Here is a 20,527-nt window from a genome sequence, read left to right on the forward strand (position 1 = left end):
CATGATGTCATTGCCGGATTGTGTCTGCCCCGTGGACGGCACCCGGGTGCGCGCGGGCTCCCTCGACTGGTGCTGCCCGCTCTGCCGCGGCCCGCTCGACCTGGACTTCCACCCCACCCCCACCGATCTGAAATCCCTGACCGGACGGGTCAACTCGCTCTGGCGGTACGCCGGTTCGCTGCCGCTCGCGTCCCCCGCGGTCAGCCTGGGCGAGGGCCGCACGCCGCTGGTCGCCCTGACTGACACGGTCTCGGCCAAGCTGGACTTCCTGATGCCGACGCTCTCGTTCAAGGACCGCGGTGCGGTGCTGCTCGCCGAGCTGGCCCGCCGCCTCGGCCCGGAGCGGGTGATCGCCGACAGCAGCGGCAACGCGGGCACCGCCATCGCCGCGTACTGCGCCCGCGCCGGCCTCGACTGCACGGTGTACGTACCCGCCGCCACCTCGGCGAAGAAGCTGGAGCAGATCCGCGCTCACGGCGCCCGGGTGGAGGCGGTGGCCGGTGACCGCGAGGCGACGGCGGCCGCGGCCCGTACGGCCGCCGACGCGCCCGGCACGTTCTATGCCTCGCATGTGTACAACCCGTACTTCCTGCACGGCACCAAGACCTACGTCCTGGAACTGTGGGAGGACCTCGGCGGGCGCCTGCCCGAGGTCCTGGTCGTACCCGCGGGCAACGGCACCCTGCTGCTCGGCGCCGCACTCGCCCTGCGCGAGCTGCACTCGGCGGGCCTGATCGACCGGCTGCCCGCGCTGTACGGCGTGCAGGCCGCGGCGGTCGCCCCGCTGGCGGCGGCCTGGTCGGCGGGCGCCGCTGACCTGCTGCCCGCACCCGCCGAGGCACGGCCCACCCACGCGGAGGGCATCGCCATCCCCCGCCCGCCCCGGGCCCGCCAGATCCTCGCCGCGGTCCGCGCCTTCGGCGGCGGCTTCCTGACGGTCCCCGAGCCCGCGATCGCAGCGGCCCAGCGCGACCTCGCGGCACGCGGCCTGTACGTGGAGCCGACAGGCGTGGCCTGCTGGGCGGCGGTACGGAAGGAGGGATTCGGGGGCCGGTCCGTGGTGGTGCCCCTGTGCGGGGCGGGCGCGAAGACGGGCATGGCCGGGTGACCGGGCCATCCCAGCCCGTCCGGCGTTTGAGGACAAGCCCGAAGGGCGGCGTAGCGGCCACCGGGGCGCAGGGCGGCGTGACGGCGTGACGGCGTGACGGCCACGGATTCGCGCCCCAGGGAGAGCCGTACGGCGGACGCCGCCACCGCACCGCGTGCCGTACGACAATCACTCGCACCCCTTCCCTATGGTCACCCAGTGAGCACCGCACGCCTGGCCGCCGCCGCCCTCGTCACCGCACTCACCTGCACCGGCGCCGCCATGCCCGCGCCGCAGCCGCCCGAGCTGCCGCCCCGCGACCGCACCGCCCCCGGAGGGATCTGCGCGCCGTCGCCCGGCTGGGCGCCGGCCGCCACCGACCGGGAAGCCGTGGGCCCGGCGCACGCCTACGTGGGCAACGGCCGCCTGGGAGCCCGCATCCCCCCGCGCGGCACCGGCTACGCCGAGTCCCGTACGACGACCGGCTGGCCCCTCTACACCCCCCGCTACGACGGCGCCTTCGTGTCCGGCCTGTACGCCGTCGACGCCACCTCACCGCGGCAGACCGGCCGGCAGGCCATCGCCGCCCTGCCCACCTGGACGGGCCTCGACCTGACCGTGGGCGGCGAGACCTACACCGGCCGCAGCAAGGTCTCGCACTACCGCCAGACGCTCTTCCTGCGCTGCGGTTTCGTACGTACGTCGCTGACCTGGACCGCCTCGGACGGACGCCGCACCGACCTCACGTACGACGTGCTCGTGGACCGCAACGAGGCCCGCACCGGCGCCGTACGCCTGAAGATGACGCCGCACTGGGACGGCACCGCCACCGTCACCGACCGCATCGACGGCCGCGGCGCACGGCGGATGCGCCAGCAGGACGGCGGCCCCGTCGGGCACGGCACCGGCACGATGGCCGTCACCTTCCGCACCGACGGCACGAACACGGAGGGCGCCGTCGCCTCCACGCTGCGCGCCCCCGGACGGCTCAAAGAGGCCGCGCCCGCACGGGAGTTGAGCAGCGCGCAGGCCGCCGCCTTCCCCGTGCGCAAGGGCCGCAGCTACGAGGCCGTCAAGTACGTCGGCGTCGACACCGCGCTCTCCGCCAGGGCCCCGCGCGCCTCGGCGGTCGCCGTGTCCCGGCAGGGTGCCGCGCGCGGCTGGCCCGCCCTGTTCGCCGCGCACGCCACGGCCTGGCGCAACCTCTGGTCGGCGGGCGTGGAGACACCGGGCCGCGAGGATCTCCAACTCTGGCTGCGCTCCGCCCAGTACGGCCTCTACGCGGCACTGCGCCGCGGCGGCGAGCACAGCGTCTCGCCGGTCGGCCTGAGCAGCGACGGCTACGCGGGTCTGGTGTTCTGGGACGCCGAGACCTGGATCTTCCCGTCCCTCCTCGCCACCAGGCCCGAACTCGCCAAGGCGGTGCTCGACTACCGCCTCCGCACGCGCGCGGGCGCCCGCGAGAACGCCCGCGAGCTCGGCTTCAAGGGCCTGTTCTACCCCTGGACCAGCGGCGCGAAGGGCCGTGTCTGGCCGGAGTGCCACAGCTGGCGGCCCCCGCACTGCGTCACGCAGATCCACCTGCAGGGCGATATCGCGCTCGCCGTCCGGCAGTACTGGCAGGCCACCGGCGACCGCACCTGGCTGCGCGAGCGCGGCTGGCCGCTGCTCAAGGGCATCGCCGAGTTCTGGGCGGACCGCGCCGTGCACAACACCAAGGACGGGCACGGGCGGATCCGTGACGGCTCCTACTCCCTCAACGAGGTCGCCGGCCCCGACGAGTACAGCAACGGCGTGAACGACTCGGCCTACACGAACGCCGTCGCCGCCACCGCCCTGCGCAGCGCCGAACGGGCGGCCCGCGAACTCGGGCTCGCCGCCGACCCCAAGTGGCGCGAGGTGGCCGACGGTCTGCGGATCCGCTACGACGCCCGGCGGAAGATCTTCCTGCAGTACGACGGCTTCGAGCGGCTCGACCGGCCCTCGATCAAACAGGCCGACACGGTGCTCCTGACGTACCCCCTGGAGTGGCCGATGCCGCCCGGCGCCGCCGCCGCGACCCTCGACCACTACGCCGCGATCACCGACCCGGACGGCCCGGCGATGACCGACTCGGTGCACGCGGTCGCCGCGGCCACGGCCGGTGAGCCCGGCTGCGCCGCGTACACCTATCTGCAGCGCGCCGTCCGCCCCTTCGTCCGTGGCCCCTTCGCGCTCTTCTCCGAGGCGCGCGGCGACAAGGCCGGCGCCCACGACCCGCTGTCGGGCGCGCCCGCGCAGGACTTCGTGACCGGCAAGGGCGGCTTCCTCCAGGTCTTCACGCACGGCCTGACGGGACTGCGGATGCGCGAGGACCGGGTGCTCCTCGACCCGGTCCTGCCACCCCAGCTCCGGGGCGGCGTAAAGCTTCCGGGCCTGCGCTGGCAGGGGCGTACGTACGACGTCACGATCGGCGCGCGGTCGACGACGGTACGCCTGCGTTCGGGCGCGCCGTTCACGGTCGAGGTACGGGGCAAGCGCCACCAGGTGGGTTCCGCTCCCCTCACCCTGCCGACCCGCCGGCCCGCGCTCACCGACGCGGCCCAGTGCCGCCCGGTCCGCGCCACATCGGAGGAGCCGGGCCTCTACGCGGAGGCGGCGGTGGACAGCTCCACGGCCACGTCCTGGACACCGGCGACAGCCGGGGCCTCGCTCACGGTCGACCTGGGGCGGGCGAAGACGGTTTCTGACGTACGAGTGGCGGGCGCGCGGTCCTACCGGGTCCTTGTGTCGCCGGACGGGAAACGGTGGACGGCGTACGACCCCGGGGTGCCCGGGATGCACGGACGGTACGTACGGATCACACAGACCGGTGAACAACCCGAGGCGGTACGGGAGTTGCGGGTCCGCACGGCTACTTGATCGTGGTGTCGCCGTGGGCCTCGAGGAGCTTCCGCAGCCCTGACGCGACCTGCTCGCACTCCTCGCGCGACAGGGCGGCACCGATGATCCGCTCGTAGTTGACCAGGTGGTCCGCCATCAGCTGGTCCGTCATCTCCATGCCCCGCTCAGTGAGGCGGATCCTGACCGTGCGCCGGTCGGACCCGTCCCGCACCCGCTCGACCAGGCCCTTGGCCTCCATCCTGTCGACGCGGTTGGTGATGGCGCCCGAGGTGACCATGGCGGCCTTGAGGAAGGCACCGGCGGTCAGCGCATAGGGCGGGCCCGAGCGGCGCAACGTGGTCAGGACGTCGAACTCACCCATCTCCAGGCCGTGCTCGACCGCGAAGGCCTTGTTCTCCTTCGAGAGCACCATCGACAGCCGCTGGACCCTGGCCAGGACCTGCACGGGCCACATGGCGTCCGTCAACTCGGGCCGCTCCTCGACCCATTGGCCGATGATCGCGTCCACCGCGTCGCTCATGACTGCCACTCCTTTCAACGTTAAGACACTTGACGTTGAGCATAGCTGCCTGTTTTTATCTCAGCGTTGAGATTCTCAATCTTGACCAAGCCAACTTTGAGCAAGCCAACCTTGAGCAGCTTTCGACATAGGAGTGCCATGTCCCTCGCCCTCGACGCCGCCGCCCAGGACCTGCTGTTCCGCGAGGCCCGCACCGCCAACACCTTCACCGACGAGCCCGTCACCGAGGAACAGATCCAGGCGGTCTACGACCTGGTCAAGTACGGCCCCACCGCCTACAACCTCACCCCGCTCCGCGCGGTCCTGGTCCGCTCACCTGAAGCCCGCGAGCGCCTGGTCACGCACATGGACGAGGGCAACAAGGCCAAGACGGGCGCCGCCCCGCTGGCCGTGATCCTCGCCGCGGACATCGAGTTCCACGAGGAGACCCACCGGCTTCTGCCCTTCGCCCCCGGCATCAAGGACACGGTCTTCTCCGAGCGCCCGGTGCGCGAGCAGGCCGCACAGGTCAACGGCGCGCTGCAGGCCGCGTACTTCATCGTCGGCATCCGCGCCGCAGGCCTCGCCGCCGGCCCCATGACCGGCTTTGACTTCGCCGGCGTACAGAAGGAATTCCTCGACGACGACCACACCCCGCTCATGGTCGTCAACATCGGCAAGCCCGGCCCCGACGCCTGGTTCCCGCGCCTGCCCCGCCTCGCCTACGACGAGGTCGTCACCACCGTCTGACCACGTCTGACCACCACACCGACACGTATCAGGGGGGCACTTCTCATGTCCGCACCCGTCACACCCGTCGCACCCGTCGCATCCGTCGCACCGGTGGCCGCGCGCACGGCACCCGTCCGCGAGGCCACGCGTCCCGCCGCCCGCCAAGTCCCGGTGCTCTGGCTGGCGTTGCTGGCCAGCCCGATCGCTGCCGGGGCCAACGCTCCCGTCCTGATCCTGCCGGACATGGGGCACTCCCTGGGCGTCTCCACGGCCACCGTGACCTGGCTCGTCACCGCCTTCGCCTGGGCCATGTCCGTCGGCACGCCGCTGATGGCGGGGCTGCTGCGGCTGCGCGGCATCCGGGCCACCCTCAAGGTGAGCTCCCTGACCGTCGCCGCCGGCACCGCCCTCGTCGCCCTCGGGCCCTGGCTGCCGCTGGTGCTCGTGGGGCGCGCGGGGCAGGCGCTCGGCGGTGCGGGCCTCGTCGCCGTGGCCATGAACCTCGCCGGGTCGGCCCGGCGGATGGGTGTGATCACCTCGGGGTTCGGGGTGCTCGGGGCCGGCGGCCCGCTGCTCGGGCAGCTGGTCAGCACCTCGGCGTCCTGGCGGCTCTCGCTCACCGTGTCCGCGGTGACGCTGCTCGCGGTGCCGGTCGTGTGGCGCTACGCCACTCAAGTGCCGCCCGCCGCCGGGCGGTTCGACTCCCGCGGCGCGGCGCTCCTCGTCGCCCTGGCCACCGCCGTGGTCCTGCTGCCCTCCGCGCCGCTCGCCGCGGCCGGCGCCGCCGTCGCCGCAGGTGCACTGCTCGCCCTGCACATCCGGCGCAGGCCCGGCGGGTTCGTGCCCGCGGCCCTGCTGCGCTCCCGGCCCTTCCTGGGCGCCGCGGCCGTCGCGCTCGCCCTCTCGACCTCGTACTTCGCGCTCCTCTTCGCCGTACCGCAGCTGATGGCGGACCGCACCGGTTGGAGCGTCGGGGCCGTCGGCACCGGGCAGTTGGTGGCCATGCTGACCGGCTCCGCCCTGTCCTGGCTGCTCGCCGCCGCGTCGGCCCGCCTGGGCCGCAGGACCGTGTACGGCGTACTCCTCACCCTCGGCACCCTCGCCGCGGTCACCACCGCGCTCGCCGCGTCGGCCCCGCTGCTGCTGCTCGCCACGACAGCCGCGATCTTCGCGGCCACCGGCAGCAACGCGGTCCTCGCGGTGTACGCGGGCCAGGCCACCCCGGACCCGACCCAACGCCCCGCCGCCATCGGCCTGTTCGTCCTCTCGTACCAGATGGGCAGCGCCCTCGGACCGGCCATCGCGGCGCTGCTCGTCCTGGCATGAGGACCATCGCGCCGACACCGCCCGCTCCGGCCGGAGGGGCAGTCAACGCCCTGGCCCGCCGGTGCCGGTGACGGTCTGCAGGTGGCTGCGGACGATGGACAGCCCGCGACCGGCGCCCTGGGCCACGCGCCGGTCGCGGCGCCATGCCGTACATCAGCGTCACCGGCTCGTTGCCGGCCTTGTACGGGCCCTCTCCCCGCGCTCGATCGTGTCGCCCGCCTTGGGCAGCCACGTCACGGTGCCGGACAGCGTCCCGCGTACGGGCACCGGATCACCGCGACCAAGAGTGCCGTCGACCTGACTCGTCGCCGCGGGATCGCCCTTGCGTACCGGGGTGGTACCGGTGAAGGCGGCGCGTCACGCCGGCAGGGCGTATCTGACAGCACCGCGGCAGAGACGCCCGCCCGCCGCGCACGGGGCATGACGGGCGTGCGTCGGTCACGGGCGGGACGGGCGGGCGTCAGTCACGGCAGGGCGGGTTCGGCCTCGGCCTCTGCCCCTTCGGTCGCGGCCTGTGCCTGTGGCGGCACCGGCATGGCGGGGATGAGCAGGGAAGCGAGCAGGCCCAGAGCGACGAACCCTGCTGCGACGTAGCCGCCGATGGCGACGCCGTCGGACATCGCCGAGCGGGCCGCATCGGCGGCCGAGGCCGTCTGCGGGTTCCCGGCGAGCGGGCCGATCGCGGCGCCCGCGCTGTCGGTGACGGCGTGGCCGAACTTGTCGGCGGCGGCCCCGGACAGGCCGGAGGAGGCCAGGCTGTCGTGCAGCTTGGAACTGAGAGTCGTGAAGAACACCGTGGTGAGGGCGGCGATGCCGAGGGCGGAGCCGAGTTGGCGGAAGGCGCTCTGAATACCGGAGCCCTGGCCACTGCTGTCGTCGGGGATGTCGGCGAGGACGACGTTGGTGACCTGGGCGGTGGCGAAGCCGACGCCGATGCCGTAAAGGAAGAGCATCGCCGATACAGCCCACCACGAGGTGTCCGGGGCGGCCACCAGGGCGACGCCGGCCAGGCCGACGACCTCGAGTGCGAGGCCGATGCGCAGCTGGATCAGCGGCGAGAGCTTGGCCGCCATCCCGAAACTGGCGCCGCTGGCGACGAAGCTGCCGATGGCCACCGGCACCAGGGCGAGCCCGGCCTGCAGCGCGCTGTAGCCGAGAGTGAACTGCAGCCACAGCGGGAGCACCGCGACGATGCCGAACTCCCCGACGCCGATGATCAGGGTGGCGATGTTGCCGTTGCGGAACGAGGCGATGGAGAACAGCCGCACGTCCATCATCGCCCTGGAGGCGTCGCTGCCGCGTGTCAGCTTCGACTGGCGGCGTACGAACAGGCCGACGGCGAGGGCGGCGAGGATCAGCGCGACCAGAACGGGCGAGGGCCCGCTGTCCCAGGTGAAGCCGAGGAAGTCGAGCGGGTGGATGGTGGCCACCCATCCATAGATGCGGCCCTCCACGAGCCCGAAGGCGAGCAGACCGAGCCCGACGACGGACAGCACGGCGCCGAGTACGTCGATGCGCCCCTTCGTCCGGGGCGAGCGGGCCAGATAGCGCACCACGCCGAACGCGACCAGCACGGACAAGGGCACGTTGATGCCGAACGCCCAGCGCCACGAGACGTGTTCGGACAGCCAGCCGCCGAGCAGCGGACCCAGCGCGGCGGCAGCTCCGATGGTCGAGCCCCAGACCGCGAACGCCTGACCGCGGGCCTTGCCGGTGAAGTTGGCCTTCAGCAACGCCAGCGAGGTCGGCAGGATCATCGCCGCACCCGCGCCCTGCAGGAAGCGGGCCAGGATCAGCAGCCCGCCGTTCGGCGCCAGACCCGCGAGCACGCTGGTGGCTCCGAAGATCACGACACCCCAGGTGAAGACCTGGCGGGCGCCGAGCATGTCGGACAGCCGGCCGGTGAGCAGCAGCAGCGCCGCGAAGACGATCGCGTACGACTCCTGGATCCACTGCGCCTGCGAGGAGTTGACGCCCAAGTCCTCGACGACCGATGGCGTGATCACGTTGACGATCGTCGTGTCCACGACGATCAGCGCCACGCCCAGGGCGATGGCGATCAGTCCGAGCCACCGCCTGGTGGCAGTCGAGTCCGGCATCCCAATACCTCCATGGTGAAGTAATTCCATCGTGAAGGTAGATTGGGATGGGTAGATTGTCAAAGGCGATCTGCGGGTGCGGGTGCGGGTCCGGCGATGTTCACGCAAGGAAAGGGCGGCCGCTGGTGATGGAGGAATCGGCGCTCGACGGCGCGACGGCGCAGCGCGAGCTGCTGGTGGAAGCCCTGAGGGTGCACAGCGGGCGCTATGCCGAACTCAGCCGCAGCTTCGCCGCCTATCTCGGCCTGTACGCCACAGACGCGACCGCTCTGCTGGAGATCATCGAGGCAGAGGAGCGGGGCACCCCGATCTCCCCGGCCCGCCTCAGCAAGCGCATCCTGCTCTCGTCGGGTGCCACGACCTCACTGCTCAACCGCCTCGAAGGCGCCGGGCACATCGTCCGCAGTCGCGAGCACAGCGACCGCCGCGTGGTGACCCTGCGCAGCAGCCCGCACATCCAGGAACGCGCCGATGAGTTCTTCCGCCCGCTGGCGGCACCCATGGACGCCATCGTCGGCCGCTACCCGCCGGAACTCCTCGACCAGTTCAGGGACTTGCTGGGAGAGATGTGCGCCGCCATGGATACGCACCTCGCGCAGGTGAACCAGGACGCGTAATGGCGCGTGCCCGTCACTGACGCAGCACACGCGAGAGCGACGAGCCTGTCGGCGACGACCTCGTCGCGGTTCGTCCCACCGTCCCAGCACGGGAGAACAAAGGGGCCCGACTCCGAAGAGTCGGGCCCTCTCTGACCTGCCTGCATGCTCGCCAGATCAGCGACGTGGTGATGGGTCAGCCGCTACACGTTGAAGCGGAACTTCCGCGCCAGATTTTTGACCTGCGAAAACGACCGGGAACCGGAACGGATCCAGCCAAAATCCAGCCGCCGTTCACCACCATCGACAGGACTTCGCAGCTACGGTGACCAGGAGACACTGGAACGTGCCCAGGAACGCCGGGAAAACCTCCTGGCCATGGCACTCGCCGTCGTCGTGTACAACCGACGCACCCAGCTCGGGCTCACCCAGGCCGAAACCGCCGAGCGCTGCGGCCTCGACCAGGCGAAAATCTCCCGTATCGAGGGCAGCGACGCCGTACCCACCCTCCCCCTGCTCTACAAGCTGTCCAAGGGACTGGACGCCACGCTGCACATCGACATCGACGTCGAAGACGAGGAACCGAAAATCATCCTCACCCCCCGGGAACACGACACCGCCGCCTGACCAGTCTGTACTGGTCGAGAACTCGGTCATGCTGCTTGACCTGCGTCTTCTACCGCAAAATGATCATCGCCTGTGTTCGTTTCCCTGCTCTACCGCCTGCTGGTGACCGTACTGTCCTGGCTGGCCCTGCGGGCCCGCTCCTCGGCGTCGAAGGACGCGGAGATACTCGCGCTGCGGCACGAGGTCGCGGTCCTACGTCGCGCCAACCCGAAGCCGAAACTCGTTCGGTCCGAGCGTGCGCTGCTGGCCGCACTTGCTCACATCCTGCCCGCGGCGCTGCGCCGGCACCGGATCGTGACGCCCGGCACGCTGCGCTGGCACCGCAGGATGGTTGCCGCAAAGTGGCCAGCCACGCCCAGCTGGACGCCCGCCGATCAGCGATGAACTCGTGCAGTTCATTCTGAGCCTCGCCCGGGACAACCGGCGCTGGGTCGTGGTCCGCATCCAGGGCGAGCTGCGCCGCCTCGGCCACCGACTTGCCGCCTCCACCATCCGCAGGATCCTGCGGACGCATCGGATACCGCCGCCCGCATCACACGACGACGCCTGGCGCACCTTCCTGCGCGCCCACGCCACGGACCCTGTTGGCCACCGACTTCTTCCACGTCGACTGCGCCCTCACGCTGCAGCGGCTGTACGTCTTCTTCGTCATCGAACACGGCACCCGCCGGGGCCATCTGCTCGGGATCACAGAACACCCCACCGTGGCCTGGGCCACCCAGCTCGCCTGCCGGCTCGACGAGTCAGGCCGGTATTTCACGCATCTGATCCGGGCCGGGACGCGAAGTTCACCGACGCGTTCGACGCCGTGCTCACATCGACCGGCATCACGGCGGTCACCACCGCACCGCAGGCCCCACGGATGAACGCGTACGCCGAGCGCTTCGTACGCACCGTCCGCGCCGAGTGCACCGACCGCATGCTCATCACCGGCCAGCGCCATCTGCGTGCCGTCCTGGACGAGTACATCGAGCACTACAACACCGGACGAAGCCACCAAGGCCACGGCATGGACCTACGCGCACCGGACGATGCCCCCGACGTGATCGCCGTCCCCACGCCGAACCATCCTCGGCGGCCTCACCCACGAGTACCGGCCCGCCGCCTGAAAACCGCAGGTCACACCCGGTGGCCGAGTTTTCGACCACTACAACCGCCAACCATCGCCAGCAGCCCCTCCACCGAGGCTCGAAACCCCTCCCAACTCGGCCTTCTCGACTACGCTCTCCGCAGCAATCGAGAGCAGCCGCGGTGGCCGCCCCAACAGGTCGGCACAGTTCAGGAGAGACGGTTACAAGGTGTACAGCGCGCAGCAGAGCCGCATCGAGAGCTTCATCTGGGGAATCGCAGACGACGTCCTGCGCGATGTGTACGTGCGCGGCAAGTACCGGGACGTGATCCTCCCCATGCTCGTACTCCGACGCTTCGATGCCGTGCTAGAGGAGACTAAGGCCCAGGTCCTCCAGACGTACGACAATCTCCGGGAGTTGGAGCTCCTCAGCCCAGAGTTGCAGGAACTCCCCCTTCGACAGGCAGCAGGGGCGGCGTTCTACAACACCTCCCCATTTACCCTGAAGAAGCTCTCCAAGCGCACAACAGCTCAGCAGCTCCGAAGCGACTTCGAGGCGTACTTGGACGGCTTCTCACCGAACGTCAAGGACATCCTCGAGAACTTCGAGTTCCAGAACCAGATCCCTAAGCTGACCAAGAACGACACCCTGGGCATGTTGATCAGCAAGCTGTTGTCGCCTGAGATCAACCTCTCTCCAAAGCCCGTTCTTGACCCCTTCGGGAAGACTCGCCTACCAGGCCTCGACAATCACGCTATGGGGACGATCTTCGAGAACCTGGTACGTCGGTTCAATGAAGAGAACAATGAGGAGGCCGGCGAGCACTGGACTCCTCGTGACGTGGTGAACCTTATGACCCGTCTGATGTTCCTGCCTATTGCAGACAAGATTAATGGAACCTACTTGCTGTACGACGGGGCATGCGGCACTGGCGGCATGCTGACTGTCGCCGAGCAAACCCTGCGCGCCCTCGCCAACGAGCGCGAAAGAAGCATCGTCACTCATCTCTTCGGCCAGGAGATCAACGCCGAGACCTACGCGATCTGCAAGGCCGACATGCTACTGAAGGGCGACGGCGAGGCGGCCGACAACATCAAGGGGGGAGCCGAGTGGTCCACGCTTTCCAATGATGCCTTCCCTCGCGAGCAATTCGACTTCATGCTGGCCAACCCTCCGTACGGCAAGAGCTGGAAGGCCGACCAGGATCGACTGGGCGGGAAGGCAAATATCTCCGACCCTCGATTCATCGTAACGTTCAAGGGTGAAGTCGAGCCATCCTCACTGGTCACGAGTTCCAGCGACGGCCAGATGATGTTCCTTGCAAACATGGTCTCGAAGATGAAGACTGAATCGAAGCTGGGTAGCCGCATCGCTGAAATTCACAACGGCTCATCCCTCTTCACTGGCGACGCCGGAAGCGGCGAGAGCAATATCCGTCGGTGGATCATCGAGAATGACTGGCTAGAAGCCATCGTCGCGCTTCCGCTGAACATGTTCTACAACACCGGCATCGCCACGTATATCTGGGTGATCACCAATAAAAAGGCCGAAGCCCGCCAGGGCAAGGTCCAGCTAATTGACGCCACGGGTTGGTCCACACCCCTACGCAAGAGCCTGGGCAGCAAGAACTGCGAGCTGTCCCTGACTGACATCGAGCGCGTCACCGAGATTTTCCTGAACTTTGCGGAGACGACAGAGTCGAAGATCTTCCCCAACGAGGAATTCGGATACTGGAAGATCACCGTGGAGCGGCCGCTACGGCTGAGCAGCCAGTTCTCAGAGGAACGGGTGCAGGCTCTGCGATTCTCGTCTGGCGATGCAGAGGCGCGGGAACTCCTGCATGAGAAATTCGGAGATGGGCTGTTCACTGAGTTTGGACGCTATTCCAAACAAGTGCGCGAACAACTGAGTCTATGGGCGCAGGCTGCCGAAACAGGCGAAGAAGAAACAGACCCTGGCGTGCCGACCCTGAATGACGCTGCACGCAGGAAGCTGCTGGCCTCTAAGACGTGGGAGCGCGATGGCCAGCTCACCAAGATCGGCATGGCCCTCCTCCAAGACATGGGCGACCAGATCTACCACGACTACAACGAGTTTGCACTGAAAGTCGGCGAGAGGATGTCTCGCCTCGGCCTCAAACTCAGCGCCTCCGACCGCAAGGCCCTGCTGCGAGGAGTCAGTTGGCGCGACGAATCTGCAAAGCCTGTGATCGCCAAACGCCACAAGAGCGGCACTACCGAGCGCCCCTATTACGGACTTTACGCGGTCGAGGACTCCAAGGCCCGAGAACCTCATAGCCTCATCAGGATCGAGGGAACCCAAAGAGTCGTCGTCGAGTACGAACCCGATAGCGAGCTCCGCGACACGGAACAAGTACCATTGCTAGAGCCAGGTGGCATCGAGGCGTTTTTCCGCCGTGCAGTTCTCCCCTACGCGGAGGACTGCTGGATCAAGGAGAGCGCGACGAAGAAGGGGTACGAGATTAGCTTCACTCGCCATTTCTACAAGCCGCCAACGCTGCGAAGCCTTGAGGAAATCCAAACGGACATCGTGGCTCTAGAGAAAGAGACCGAGGGGCTACTCAGTGATCTGTTCGTTGGGGGCTCAGAGTGAAAGCGGATCTGCCAGAGTATCCAGACTACTCGGATACACTTATGCCGTGGATTGGGCGAACCCCTTCACACTGGGGAACCGCACGTGGTAAGAATCTGTTCACCCTGATGTCGCGTCCCATCCGCCTCAATGACGAGGTCGTCACGTGCTTTCGCGATGGAACCGTCACGTTGCGAAAAAATCGACGCGCAACGGGTTACACAGAATCTGTCAAAGAGATCGGATATCAAGGAATTCGCAAAGGCGATCTCGTAATTCACGCAATGGATGCGTTTGCGGGTGCAGTCGGCGTTTCCGATTCCGATGGGAAGTCCACTCCGGTTTACGCCGCCCTCCAGCCGCGCGCCGGAGTTAGCGCAGAGTACTACGCGCTACTTGTGCGGCATATGGCACTTTCGGGTTGGATCACCGCGCTGGCTACAGGAATTCGTGAGCGGTCCACGGATTTTCGCTTCAGCCAGTTCGGCTCGCAGCAGCTGCCAACGCCCCCCCTCGAGGAGCAGCTAGCTATCGTTAGATACGTTAGGCGGATTGACCATTACGTCGGAACTGCGGTCCGCGCCAAACAACGGCTCATCTCCCTTCTCGGCGAACAAAAGCACACCCTAATCAACCACTTGGTAACGCGAGGCACGGATCCTGATATCCCTCTCAAGGATCCAAATACCCTTGGGGCGCCTCGAATTCCAGCCCATTGGGAAAACATTCACCTCAAGCGTGTAGCGTCGCACATCGTCGACTGCCTGCACGCAACTCCCCACTATGTCGATGATGGCGGTTTTCCAGTAATTCGGACTGCAGACATCGAACCGGGTCGCACGCTCCACGAGGACGCCCATCGCGTATCCAAGAGCGAATTCAAGAGATGGACTTCCAGATTGGAACCTAGGGCCGGCGACATCCTCTATTCTCGAGAAGGTGGGCGATTCGGCATCGCAGCTCCAGTCCCGCCCGACGTCCGTCTCTGCATTGGGCAACGCATGGTCGTGCTTCGCATCAAAGAAACATATTCCAGTGAATACATGATGTGGCAACTAAACTGCCGACATGTGCTCGACCAGGCTCAGGCGGACATGGTGGGTTCCGCATCGCCACGGGTGAACGTAGAGCAGATCAGGAACTACCGATTGGTAGCTCCACCCCTGGCTGAGCAGCAGGAGATCGTGAACCTAATCCAGTCACGGTGCAAGAAATATGATGCGACGAGACGGCGCGCCGAGCGTGAAATCTCCCTCCTCCGTGAATACCAAGCCCGCCTGACCGCAGACGTGGTCACTGGCAAACTTGACGTCCGTGCCGCCGCAGCCACGCTGCCCGACGTGGACCCGCATGACCCTGGCCTGGCAGCGGCATTCGACGCCAACGAAGCCAGGCTGGACGGTGACAACCCGACTGAGGAGTCAATGTGAGCGGCAAGGCGACCCTGTACGGCGGCACGGACATGAGCGAGGGCGCGCTGGAGCGCGACATAGTCGCCGACATGACCTCGGCCTCAGGAGGGTGGATAGAGGGCTCCTCTCAGGCGTACGACCGCGGCCACGCCATCGACACCGAGCAGCTGAAGGCGTTCCTGCAAGAGACTCAACCTGACGTCGCTGCAGCATTCGAGCTCGACAACTCGAAGTCCGAGACCCGGGCCAAGTTCCTGGGACGGGTGCAGGGCTACATCACCACCTACGGGGTTGTGGACCTCCTCCGTAAAGGGATGAACCACTCCACTACCACGGGCGCCTACGAGGTCGCTTTCTACGGGGCAACACCTTCTCCAGGCAACGCTGTGGCTGAGGCTCGACACAGCGCAAACCTCTGGAGCGTGACCCGTCAACTGCGCTACAGCCAAGATGAGACTCATCGAGCACTCGATCTGGTGATCTTCCTCAACGGCCTGCCGCTCGCGACGTTCGAGCTGAAGAACAATCAGACCAAACAGACCGTGGAGGACGCGGTCGAACAGTTCAAGAACACCCGCGATCATCGCGAATTGCTCTTCAAGGACGGGCGATGCCTCGCCCACTTCGCAGTCGACGAGCACTCCGTACGGTTCTGCACCCAGCTGCTCGGTACAAAGTCCTGGTTCCTGCCCTTCGACAAGGGCTGGGAAGGCGGCGCAGGCAACCCTCCGAACCCTGACGGCTACAAGACGGCGTACCTGTGGCGGGAGATCCTGTCCCCTACCAGCCTCACGGACATCATCGAGCACTACGCCGTCAGGTTGGTGGTGAAGGATCCTAAGACCAAGAAGACGACGCGTTCACAGATCTTCCCTCGTTACCACCAACTCGATGTTGTCCGCAAACTCCTGGAAGACAGCAAGGCGAAGGGCGCGGGCCAGCGCTACCTGATCCAGCACTCGGCCGGCAGCGGCAAGTCCAACTCCATCGCCTGGCTGGCACACCAGTTGGTCAGTCTGGGCACTGACGACTCACCCATCTTCGACGCGGTGATCGTCGTGACTGACCGCGTGAATCTCGATACGCAGATCAACCGCACGGTCATGCACTTCACGCAGATTCGGTCACTGGTCAAGCATGCCGACAAGTCAAAGGACCTGCGGGAGGCACTCGCCAACGGCACGAAGATCGTGATTTCCACGGTTCAGAAGTTCCCGGTGATCGTGGAGGACATCAGCCACACTCTCCGGGACCGGAACTTCGCCATCATCATCGATGAGGCGCACTCCGGGCAGGGCGGCAAGACAACTCATGCGATGAGCAGCGCACTTGGCGTCGAGTCCGAGGGAGAGGAGCAAGAGACAACCGAAGACAAGATCAACAAGATCATCGAAAGTCAGAAGCTACTTACCAACGCCAGCTACTACGCGTTCACAGCTACACCGAAGGACAAGACGCTCGGCTACTTCGGCGGGGGCGGCAGGGACAAGAAGGGCCGTCCATTCCACGTCTACACCATGAAGCAGGCAATCCAGGAACGCTTCATCCTGGATGTGTTGAAGCACTTCAGTACGGTCGACAGCCACTACAAGCTCGTCAAACGAGTCGAAGACGATCCTGAGTTCGACGCGAAGAAGGCCGCGAAGAAGCTTCGCCGCTACGTCGAGGGGCACGACCATGCGGTCAAGGTCAAAGCATCGATCATGGTCGACCATCTACTAGACCATGTTATCCGCCCCCGGAAGATCGGCGGCAAGGCCCGAGCCATGGTGGTGACCGACGGAGTAAAGCGCGCCCTGGCCTACCACGCAGAGATCAACGCCTACCTCAAGAAGCTCGGCCATCCCTACCGAGCCATCGTCGCATTCGCCGGTGAACACGAATATGGCGGCAAAAAGGTCACGGAGGCGGGCCTCAATGGCTTTCCAAGCAGTGACATCGAAGAGACCTTTCGTGAAGATCCCTACCGGATATTGGTCTGCGCGGATAAGTTCCAGACTGGCTATGACGAACCGCTCCTGCACACGATGTATGTCGACAAGACGCTCTCCGGTGTGCGGGCTGTGCAGACTCTGTCCCGCCTTAACCGTGCCCACCCGGACAAGCACGATGTCGCGGTTCTCGATTTCTCCAACAAGACTGACGCCATCAAGACGTCCTTTGAGAAGTGGTATCGCACCACCGTGCTCGCGGACAGCGTCGACCCCAACAAGCTCCATGACTTGCGTGCCGTCTTGGACAGCGCCGGAGTCTACGACCAGTCGGATATCGATGAGTTCGTCGAGATGTTCTTGGACAAGGAACCGCGATCGCGCCTAGAGACCCTCCTGGATCAACTCGTCGTCGCCTATCAGCAGCTCGATAGCGAAGACCTGCAGGTCGAGTTCAAGGGCAAGGCCAAGACCTTCGTCCGCAACTACGACTACCTCGCCGGCATCCTTCCGTACCGCAACCCGGAGTGGTTGAAGCTGTCGATCCTGCTCACCTTCCTCATCCCTAAACTGCCAGCTCCCATCGAAGAGGACCTGTCTCGGGGCATCTTGGAGACAGTCAACCTGGACAGCTATCGAGCCGAACAGCAGAAGGCGATCAGCATCGCCCTGGGAGACGAGGACGCCGAGCTGACAGCCACCAACCCAGGAGGGGGCGGACATCACTCCGAACCGGAGTTGAAACCTGCTTCCGTCATCCTTGCCGATTTCAACCAAAACTTCGGAAACATCCCGTGGAATGACAAGGACCGCATACAGCAGCTGATCTCCGTAGAGATTCCAGCGAAGGTACGTCAGGACAAGGACTACCGCAACGCCCAGCAGTACAACGACGAACAGAATGCGCGCGTCGAAAGCGACGCAGCCGTTCGGCGTGCGATCGGCAGTTTCCTCCAGTCCGATACCGAGCTGTACCGCGAGTTCATGGGTAATCCCGAGTTCCAACGGTGGCTGACTGAGACGGTCTTCCGGGAGACATACGATCCCTCAGCCGAGGCTGACGAGTCATCCGAGCCGGGTGGGCTCTGACGACTAACGCGTCGGGCTCAGAGCTCGATGGGCACCGAGACGGGCACTCTGGCAGCGATCTCACTTCGTATCGGAGTCAGTAGGTCCGTCTTGGCGTTCGGGGTACGGATGGTGACCAGCAGCGCGTAAGCCACCGGCATCTCGGCGCGGTCGGTGGCTTTCTGCCGGTGCCACCAGCCGCCCGCCGGGTAGATGGCGACGTGGCCTCGCTCGGCCAATTCGCTTGCGGTTCCGTCCCACAGGTCGGAGCTCAGGCTGCCGCGCTGTCGCTGTCCCTGGCCTAGGAGCCAGCCCCTGTCGGCTCGCGGCTTGCCGCGGCGCGTGCCGGCTGAGCGCCCCAGTTCGTCTGCTGCGGCGTCGTGGGAGACACGGCGTTGGAAGTCGACTGGATCCTCCCCGGGCCTCGGCAGCTCGAAGCGCAGCTCGTGGGACGGGTAGACGAAGCGGTCTCGCCAGCCTTGGCCTCCGACCCAGGGTTCGATGAAGTACGACAGGGTCACCCTCATCCGCACCCTCTCGTCGCCGAGGGTCTGGAGTTGTTCGACCGGCCACGGGAGATCGTGTACCTGCATCAGCGAGAGCTTGGGCTGCCGGTTCGCGACCCTCAGCGGCCAGAACTCTTCCTGGGCGATCAGGGTGAAGTCGTGGGCGGCGCTATTCAGGAGCCGTTCCTCGGTCGGGACGCCCCAGCCGTAACGGCGCAGCAGGGCGCCCAGTGCCTGCTTGTTGCCCTTCGTGCCAAAAGCTCCGGCCGAAGTGAAGCGGCTCCACATCGCCGGAGTCCATTCGGCGCAGTGCACCAGCAGGCCACGTATCGTCTCCGGCTTCAGATGCGGATAGCGATCCATCACCAGGGCAGCAAGGCGGGCGGCCTGGGCTGTGGCGGGACTGGTGGCGTGGGTAGCCTGAACCCGAGCGTGGGACGCGCGTGTCGTCGTCAGCACGCCGTGGCTCTTAGCCGCGGTTGTGTCCAGTTCGCCATCCGGCATCGTCTGGAAGAGAAGGTTGCCGCCCTCCATCACAATGTCCGGTTTGTTCGGCCAGCGGTTGCTCAAGACAACCCCGGTGCGGCTGAACGGCGACAGTTCACCGTCAGGTGCCAATGGGCTCCAACCCGCGTAGTCCGAATTCTGAGCCGGCACATGCGCCAGTCGGGTGTACGCACCGACTGTGAGGGCGTTCCAGCTCTGAGCGGGGTCCTCCACTGGCATGAGATCGCAGCGATCCAGGTAGTCCCGCACATATGGGTCGCGCACGTTGCCGGCCGAGATGAAGAACAGGCGACGTGGCCCGGGTTCGGCGGGCGTAAGGAGGGTCACATCACCTTCCTCGGAAACCGCAATGTCATGACCGTAGGCGAGTGCGTCTACAGCGGTCGACCACGCTGTGGGCTGTCCCGCCACAGGTGACGGCTCGTACGTGTGGGCAGTGACGGACATCGAATAGGCACGGGGAGCCGTGGGATCCTCGATCTCCGTGCGGGCCACGGCTTCGGCCATGACAGCGCCGAAGTCATGCTCACTCGATTGATCACGGTCGAGGTAGAGGATCCTCATGCTCTCGATGCGGTGACGTAGATGCACTTCCAGGTTATGGCTCAACACCTTGGACAGATCACCGTATAGCGCCAGTCCGGCCATTTCGGTGCCGTGCCCCTTCGCGTCACCGGCCTGGCCATCGGTCCGCAAGGTCAGGCTCCGGACCAACGAGTGCTTGAGCAATGGGTGTTGTGCAAGCACGCCGGTATCAAGGACGGTGACAACCGGAGCGTCATCGCGTTGGACAGGCACGGTGCGACCGGCGAGGTCATCAGCCAAGTCTTCCTGGAGGGCCCATGTGGCCTCGGTGAAGACTTCGACCATGGGCGCCGGCCGGACCTCGACGGGAAGTGCGTTGGTGCCCACCAAGTCTGAGAGTTGAGCAGGGGTCCCATGAACGTGGACAACAGTGCGTCGCGCAAAGGACAAGGTGTGCTCGCTCAGCGTCAGCCCAGCCAACGGGCCGAGTCTGCGAAGAACCTCGATCGGTTCCTCCTCACGGTCCGCAGCCCTCTCCAGCCACAGCTGCCACCAGCGTTCGCCTTCGGGTAGCGCGTCACCGCCACTCCACAAATGCCTGACCGAGGCCAGAGAGATCTCATCAACGTTGGCGATCAGATCCGCCTCTGCCGGCAGCGAGCCTTCCGGCTGCTCCTCGCCGGGAACTTCGACATACGCGGCGATACGTCCCCGCAGCTTCTCGGCCCCCGAGTCACCAACGCTTACGAGCGCCACCTCGGAGTGGGCATTGCCAGGTTGTGACGACATGGCCACCAGACGGCAGCCGGAGGAGTCGAGTTTCGGGACGGCCAGCGGATAGCCGGGAGCCGAGGTGATGGCGAGGAGCGTCTCCTCAGCGGCCTCTCCGGAGGGGATGCGCTCGCGCCGCGTGTCGCCTGCCATCAAGGCATGCGTCAACGAGTTCCGCAGGTTCTCGGCGTGCTCAAGCCTGTCGGCGACCGGCCGGATCTTCTGCTCTCCTCGACCTGGCATGGCCCGGAAGGAACGGTCGACGGCAGGCGGGAGATCTATGTGGCGGGAGAGTT

General features: G+C 66.4%; 15 protein-coding genes. 11 read left to right on the forward strand and 4 right to left on the reverse strand.

Translation table 11 applies throughout. The features are described 5' to 3' along the window. Position 1 precedes the first annotated feature (1 nt). Positions 2-1,108 (forward strand): pyridoxal-phosphate dependent enzyme, encoded by a 1,107-nt coding sequence (locus tag ACFQVC_RS12710; RefSeq protein ID WP_381830161.1) that lies wholly within the window; start codon positions 2-4, stop codon positions 1,106-1,108. 261 nt (positions 1,109-1,369) lie between these two features. Beyond that, positions 1,370-3,988 (forward strand): glycosyl hydrolase family 65 domain-containing protein, encoded by a 2,619-nt coding sequence (locus ACFQVC_RS12715; protein ID WP_381830550.1) that lies wholly within the window; start codon positions 1,370-1,372, stop codon positions 3,986-3,988. Here the strand turns inward: ACFQVC_RS12715 and ACFQVC_RS12720 are convergent. Next, positions 3,981-4,490: a MarR family winged helix-turn-helix transcriptional regulator gene (locus tag ACFQVC_RS12720; protein WP_381830163.1), complete on the reverse strand. Its 510-nt coding sequence runs from the start codon at positions 4,488-4,490 to the stop codon at positions 3,981-3,983. The genes ACFQVC_RS12715 and ACFQVC_RS12720 overlap by 8 nt on opposite strands. Positions 4,491-4,628: 138 nt before the next feature. Here ACFQVC_RS12720 and ACFQVC_RS12725 point away from each other — a divergent pair, with 138 nt between their 5' ends. Together ACFQVC_RS12725 and ACFQVC_RS12730 are read left to right on the forward strand one after the other, a co-directional pair. Beyond that, on the forward strand, positions 4,629-5,219 hold the full coding sequence (locus ACFQVC_RS12725; protein WP_381830165.1) for a malonic semialdehyde reductase: 591 nt from the start codon (positions 4,629-4,631) through the stop codon (positions 5,217-5,219). Between the two features lie 45 nt (positions 5,220-5,264). Further along, complete coding sequence (locus ACFQVC_RS12730; protein ID WP_381830167.1) at positions 5,265-6,527, forward strand: MFS transporter; 1,263 nt, start codon at positions 5,265-5,267, stop codon at positions 6,525-6,527. A gap of 464 nt (positions 6,528-6,991) precedes the next feature. Here the strand turns inward: ACFQVC_RS12730 and ACFQVC_RS12735 are convergent, their stop codons facing one another. Then, positions 6,992-8,626: a DHA2 family efflux MFS transporter permease subunit gene (locus ACFQVC_RS12735; protein ID WP_381830169.1), complete on the reverse strand. Its 1,635-nt coding sequence runs from the start codon at positions 8,624-8,626 to the stop codon at positions 6,992-6,994. A 128-nt stretch (positions 8,627-8,754) separates the two neighbouring features. On the opposite strand from ACFQVC_RS12735, the gene ACFQVC_RS12740 reads away from it, so the two are divergent. From ACFQVC_RS12740 to ACFQVC_RS12750, 3 genes are all read left to right on the forward strand, one after another. Next, complete coding sequence (locus ACFQVC_RS12740) at positions 8,755-9,243, forward strand: MarR family winged helix-turn-helix transcriptional regulator (RefSeq protein ID WP_381830552.1); 489 nt, start codon at positions 8,755-8,757, stop codon at positions 9,241-9,243. A 357-nt stretch (positions 9,244-9,600) separates the two neighbouring features. After that, positions 9,601-9,849 carry a helix-turn-helix domain-containing protein gene (locus ACFQVC_RS12745; RefSeq protein WP_381830171.1) on the forward strand — a complete coding sequence of 83 codons (249 nt, stop codon included), beginning with the start codon at positions 9,601-9,603 and terminating at the stop codon, positions 9,847-9,849. Positions 9,850-9,921: 72 nt separating this feature from the next. Next, positions 9,922-10,233, forward strand: coding sequence for an integrase (locus tag ACFQVC_RS12750; RefSeq protein WP_381830173.1), 312 nt, complete (start codon positions 9,922-9,924; stop codon positions 10,231-10,233). A gap of 372 nt (positions 10,234-10,605) precedes the next feature. On the opposite strand, the gene ACFQVC_RS12755 is transcribed toward ACFQVC_RS12750, so the two are convergent. Beyond that, positions 10,606-10,776, reverse strand: coding sequence for a hypothetical protein (locus tag ACFQVC_RS12755; RefSeq protein WP_381830578.1), 171 nt, complete (start codon positions 10,774-10,776; stop codon positions 10,606-10,608). Between ACFQVC_RS12755 and ACFQVC_RS12760 the strand changes: the two genes are divergently transcribed. From ACFQVC_RS12760 to ACFQVC_RS12775, 4 genes are all read left to right on the forward strand, one after another. Continuing rightward, positions 10,712-11,299 carry an integrase core domain-containing protein gene (locus ACFQVC_RS12760; protein WP_381830554.1) on the forward strand — a complete coding sequence of 196 codons (588 nt, stop codon included), beginning with the start codon at positions 10,712-10,714 and terminating at the stop codon, positions 11,297-11,299. The two genes, ACFQVC_RS12755 and ACFQVC_RS12760, sit on opposite strands and share 65 nt — an antisense overlap. Continuing rightward, entirely contained in the window at positions 11,184-13,532 is a 2,349-nt protein-coding gene (locus ACFQVC_RS12765; protein ID WP_381830556.1) for a type I restriction-modification system subunit M, read from the forward strand. The genes ACFQVC_RS12760 and ACFQVC_RS12765 overlap by 116 nt, the downstream gene beginning before the upstream one ends. A 107-nt stretch (positions 13,533-13,639) precedes the next feature. After that, positions 13,640-14,941: a restriction endonuclease subunit S gene (locus tag ACFQVC_RS12770; protein ID WP_381830175.1), complete on the forward strand. Its 1,302-nt coding sequence runs from the start codon at positions 13,640-13,642 to the stop codon at positions 14,939-14,941. Further along, positions 14,938-17,943 carry a type I restriction endonuclease subunit R gene (locus ACFQVC_RS12775; protein WP_381830177.1) on the forward strand — a complete coding sequence of 1,002 codons (3,006 nt, stop codon included), beginning with the start codon at positions 14,938-14,940 and terminating at the stop codon, positions 17,941-17,943. Before ACFQVC_RS12770 ends, ACFQVC_RS12775 begins: the two co-directional genes overlap by 4 nt. A 17-nt stretch (positions 17,944-17,960) precedes the next feature. Here the strand turns inward: ACFQVC_RS12775 and ACFQVC_RS12780 are convergent, their stop codons facing one another. Next, positions 17,961-20,474 (reverse strand): S8 family peptidase, encoded by a 2,514-nt coding sequence (locus ACFQVC_RS12780; RefSeq protein WP_381830179.1) that lies wholly within the window; start codon positions 20,472-20,474, stop codon positions 17,961-17,963. Between the last annotated feature and the right edge of the window lie 53 nt (positions 20,475-20,527).

This window comes from Streptomyces monticola, assembly GCF_042665355.1.
GTDB lineage: Bacteria > Actinomycetota > Actinomycetes > Streptomycetales > Streptomycetaceae > Streptomyces > Streptomyces monticola.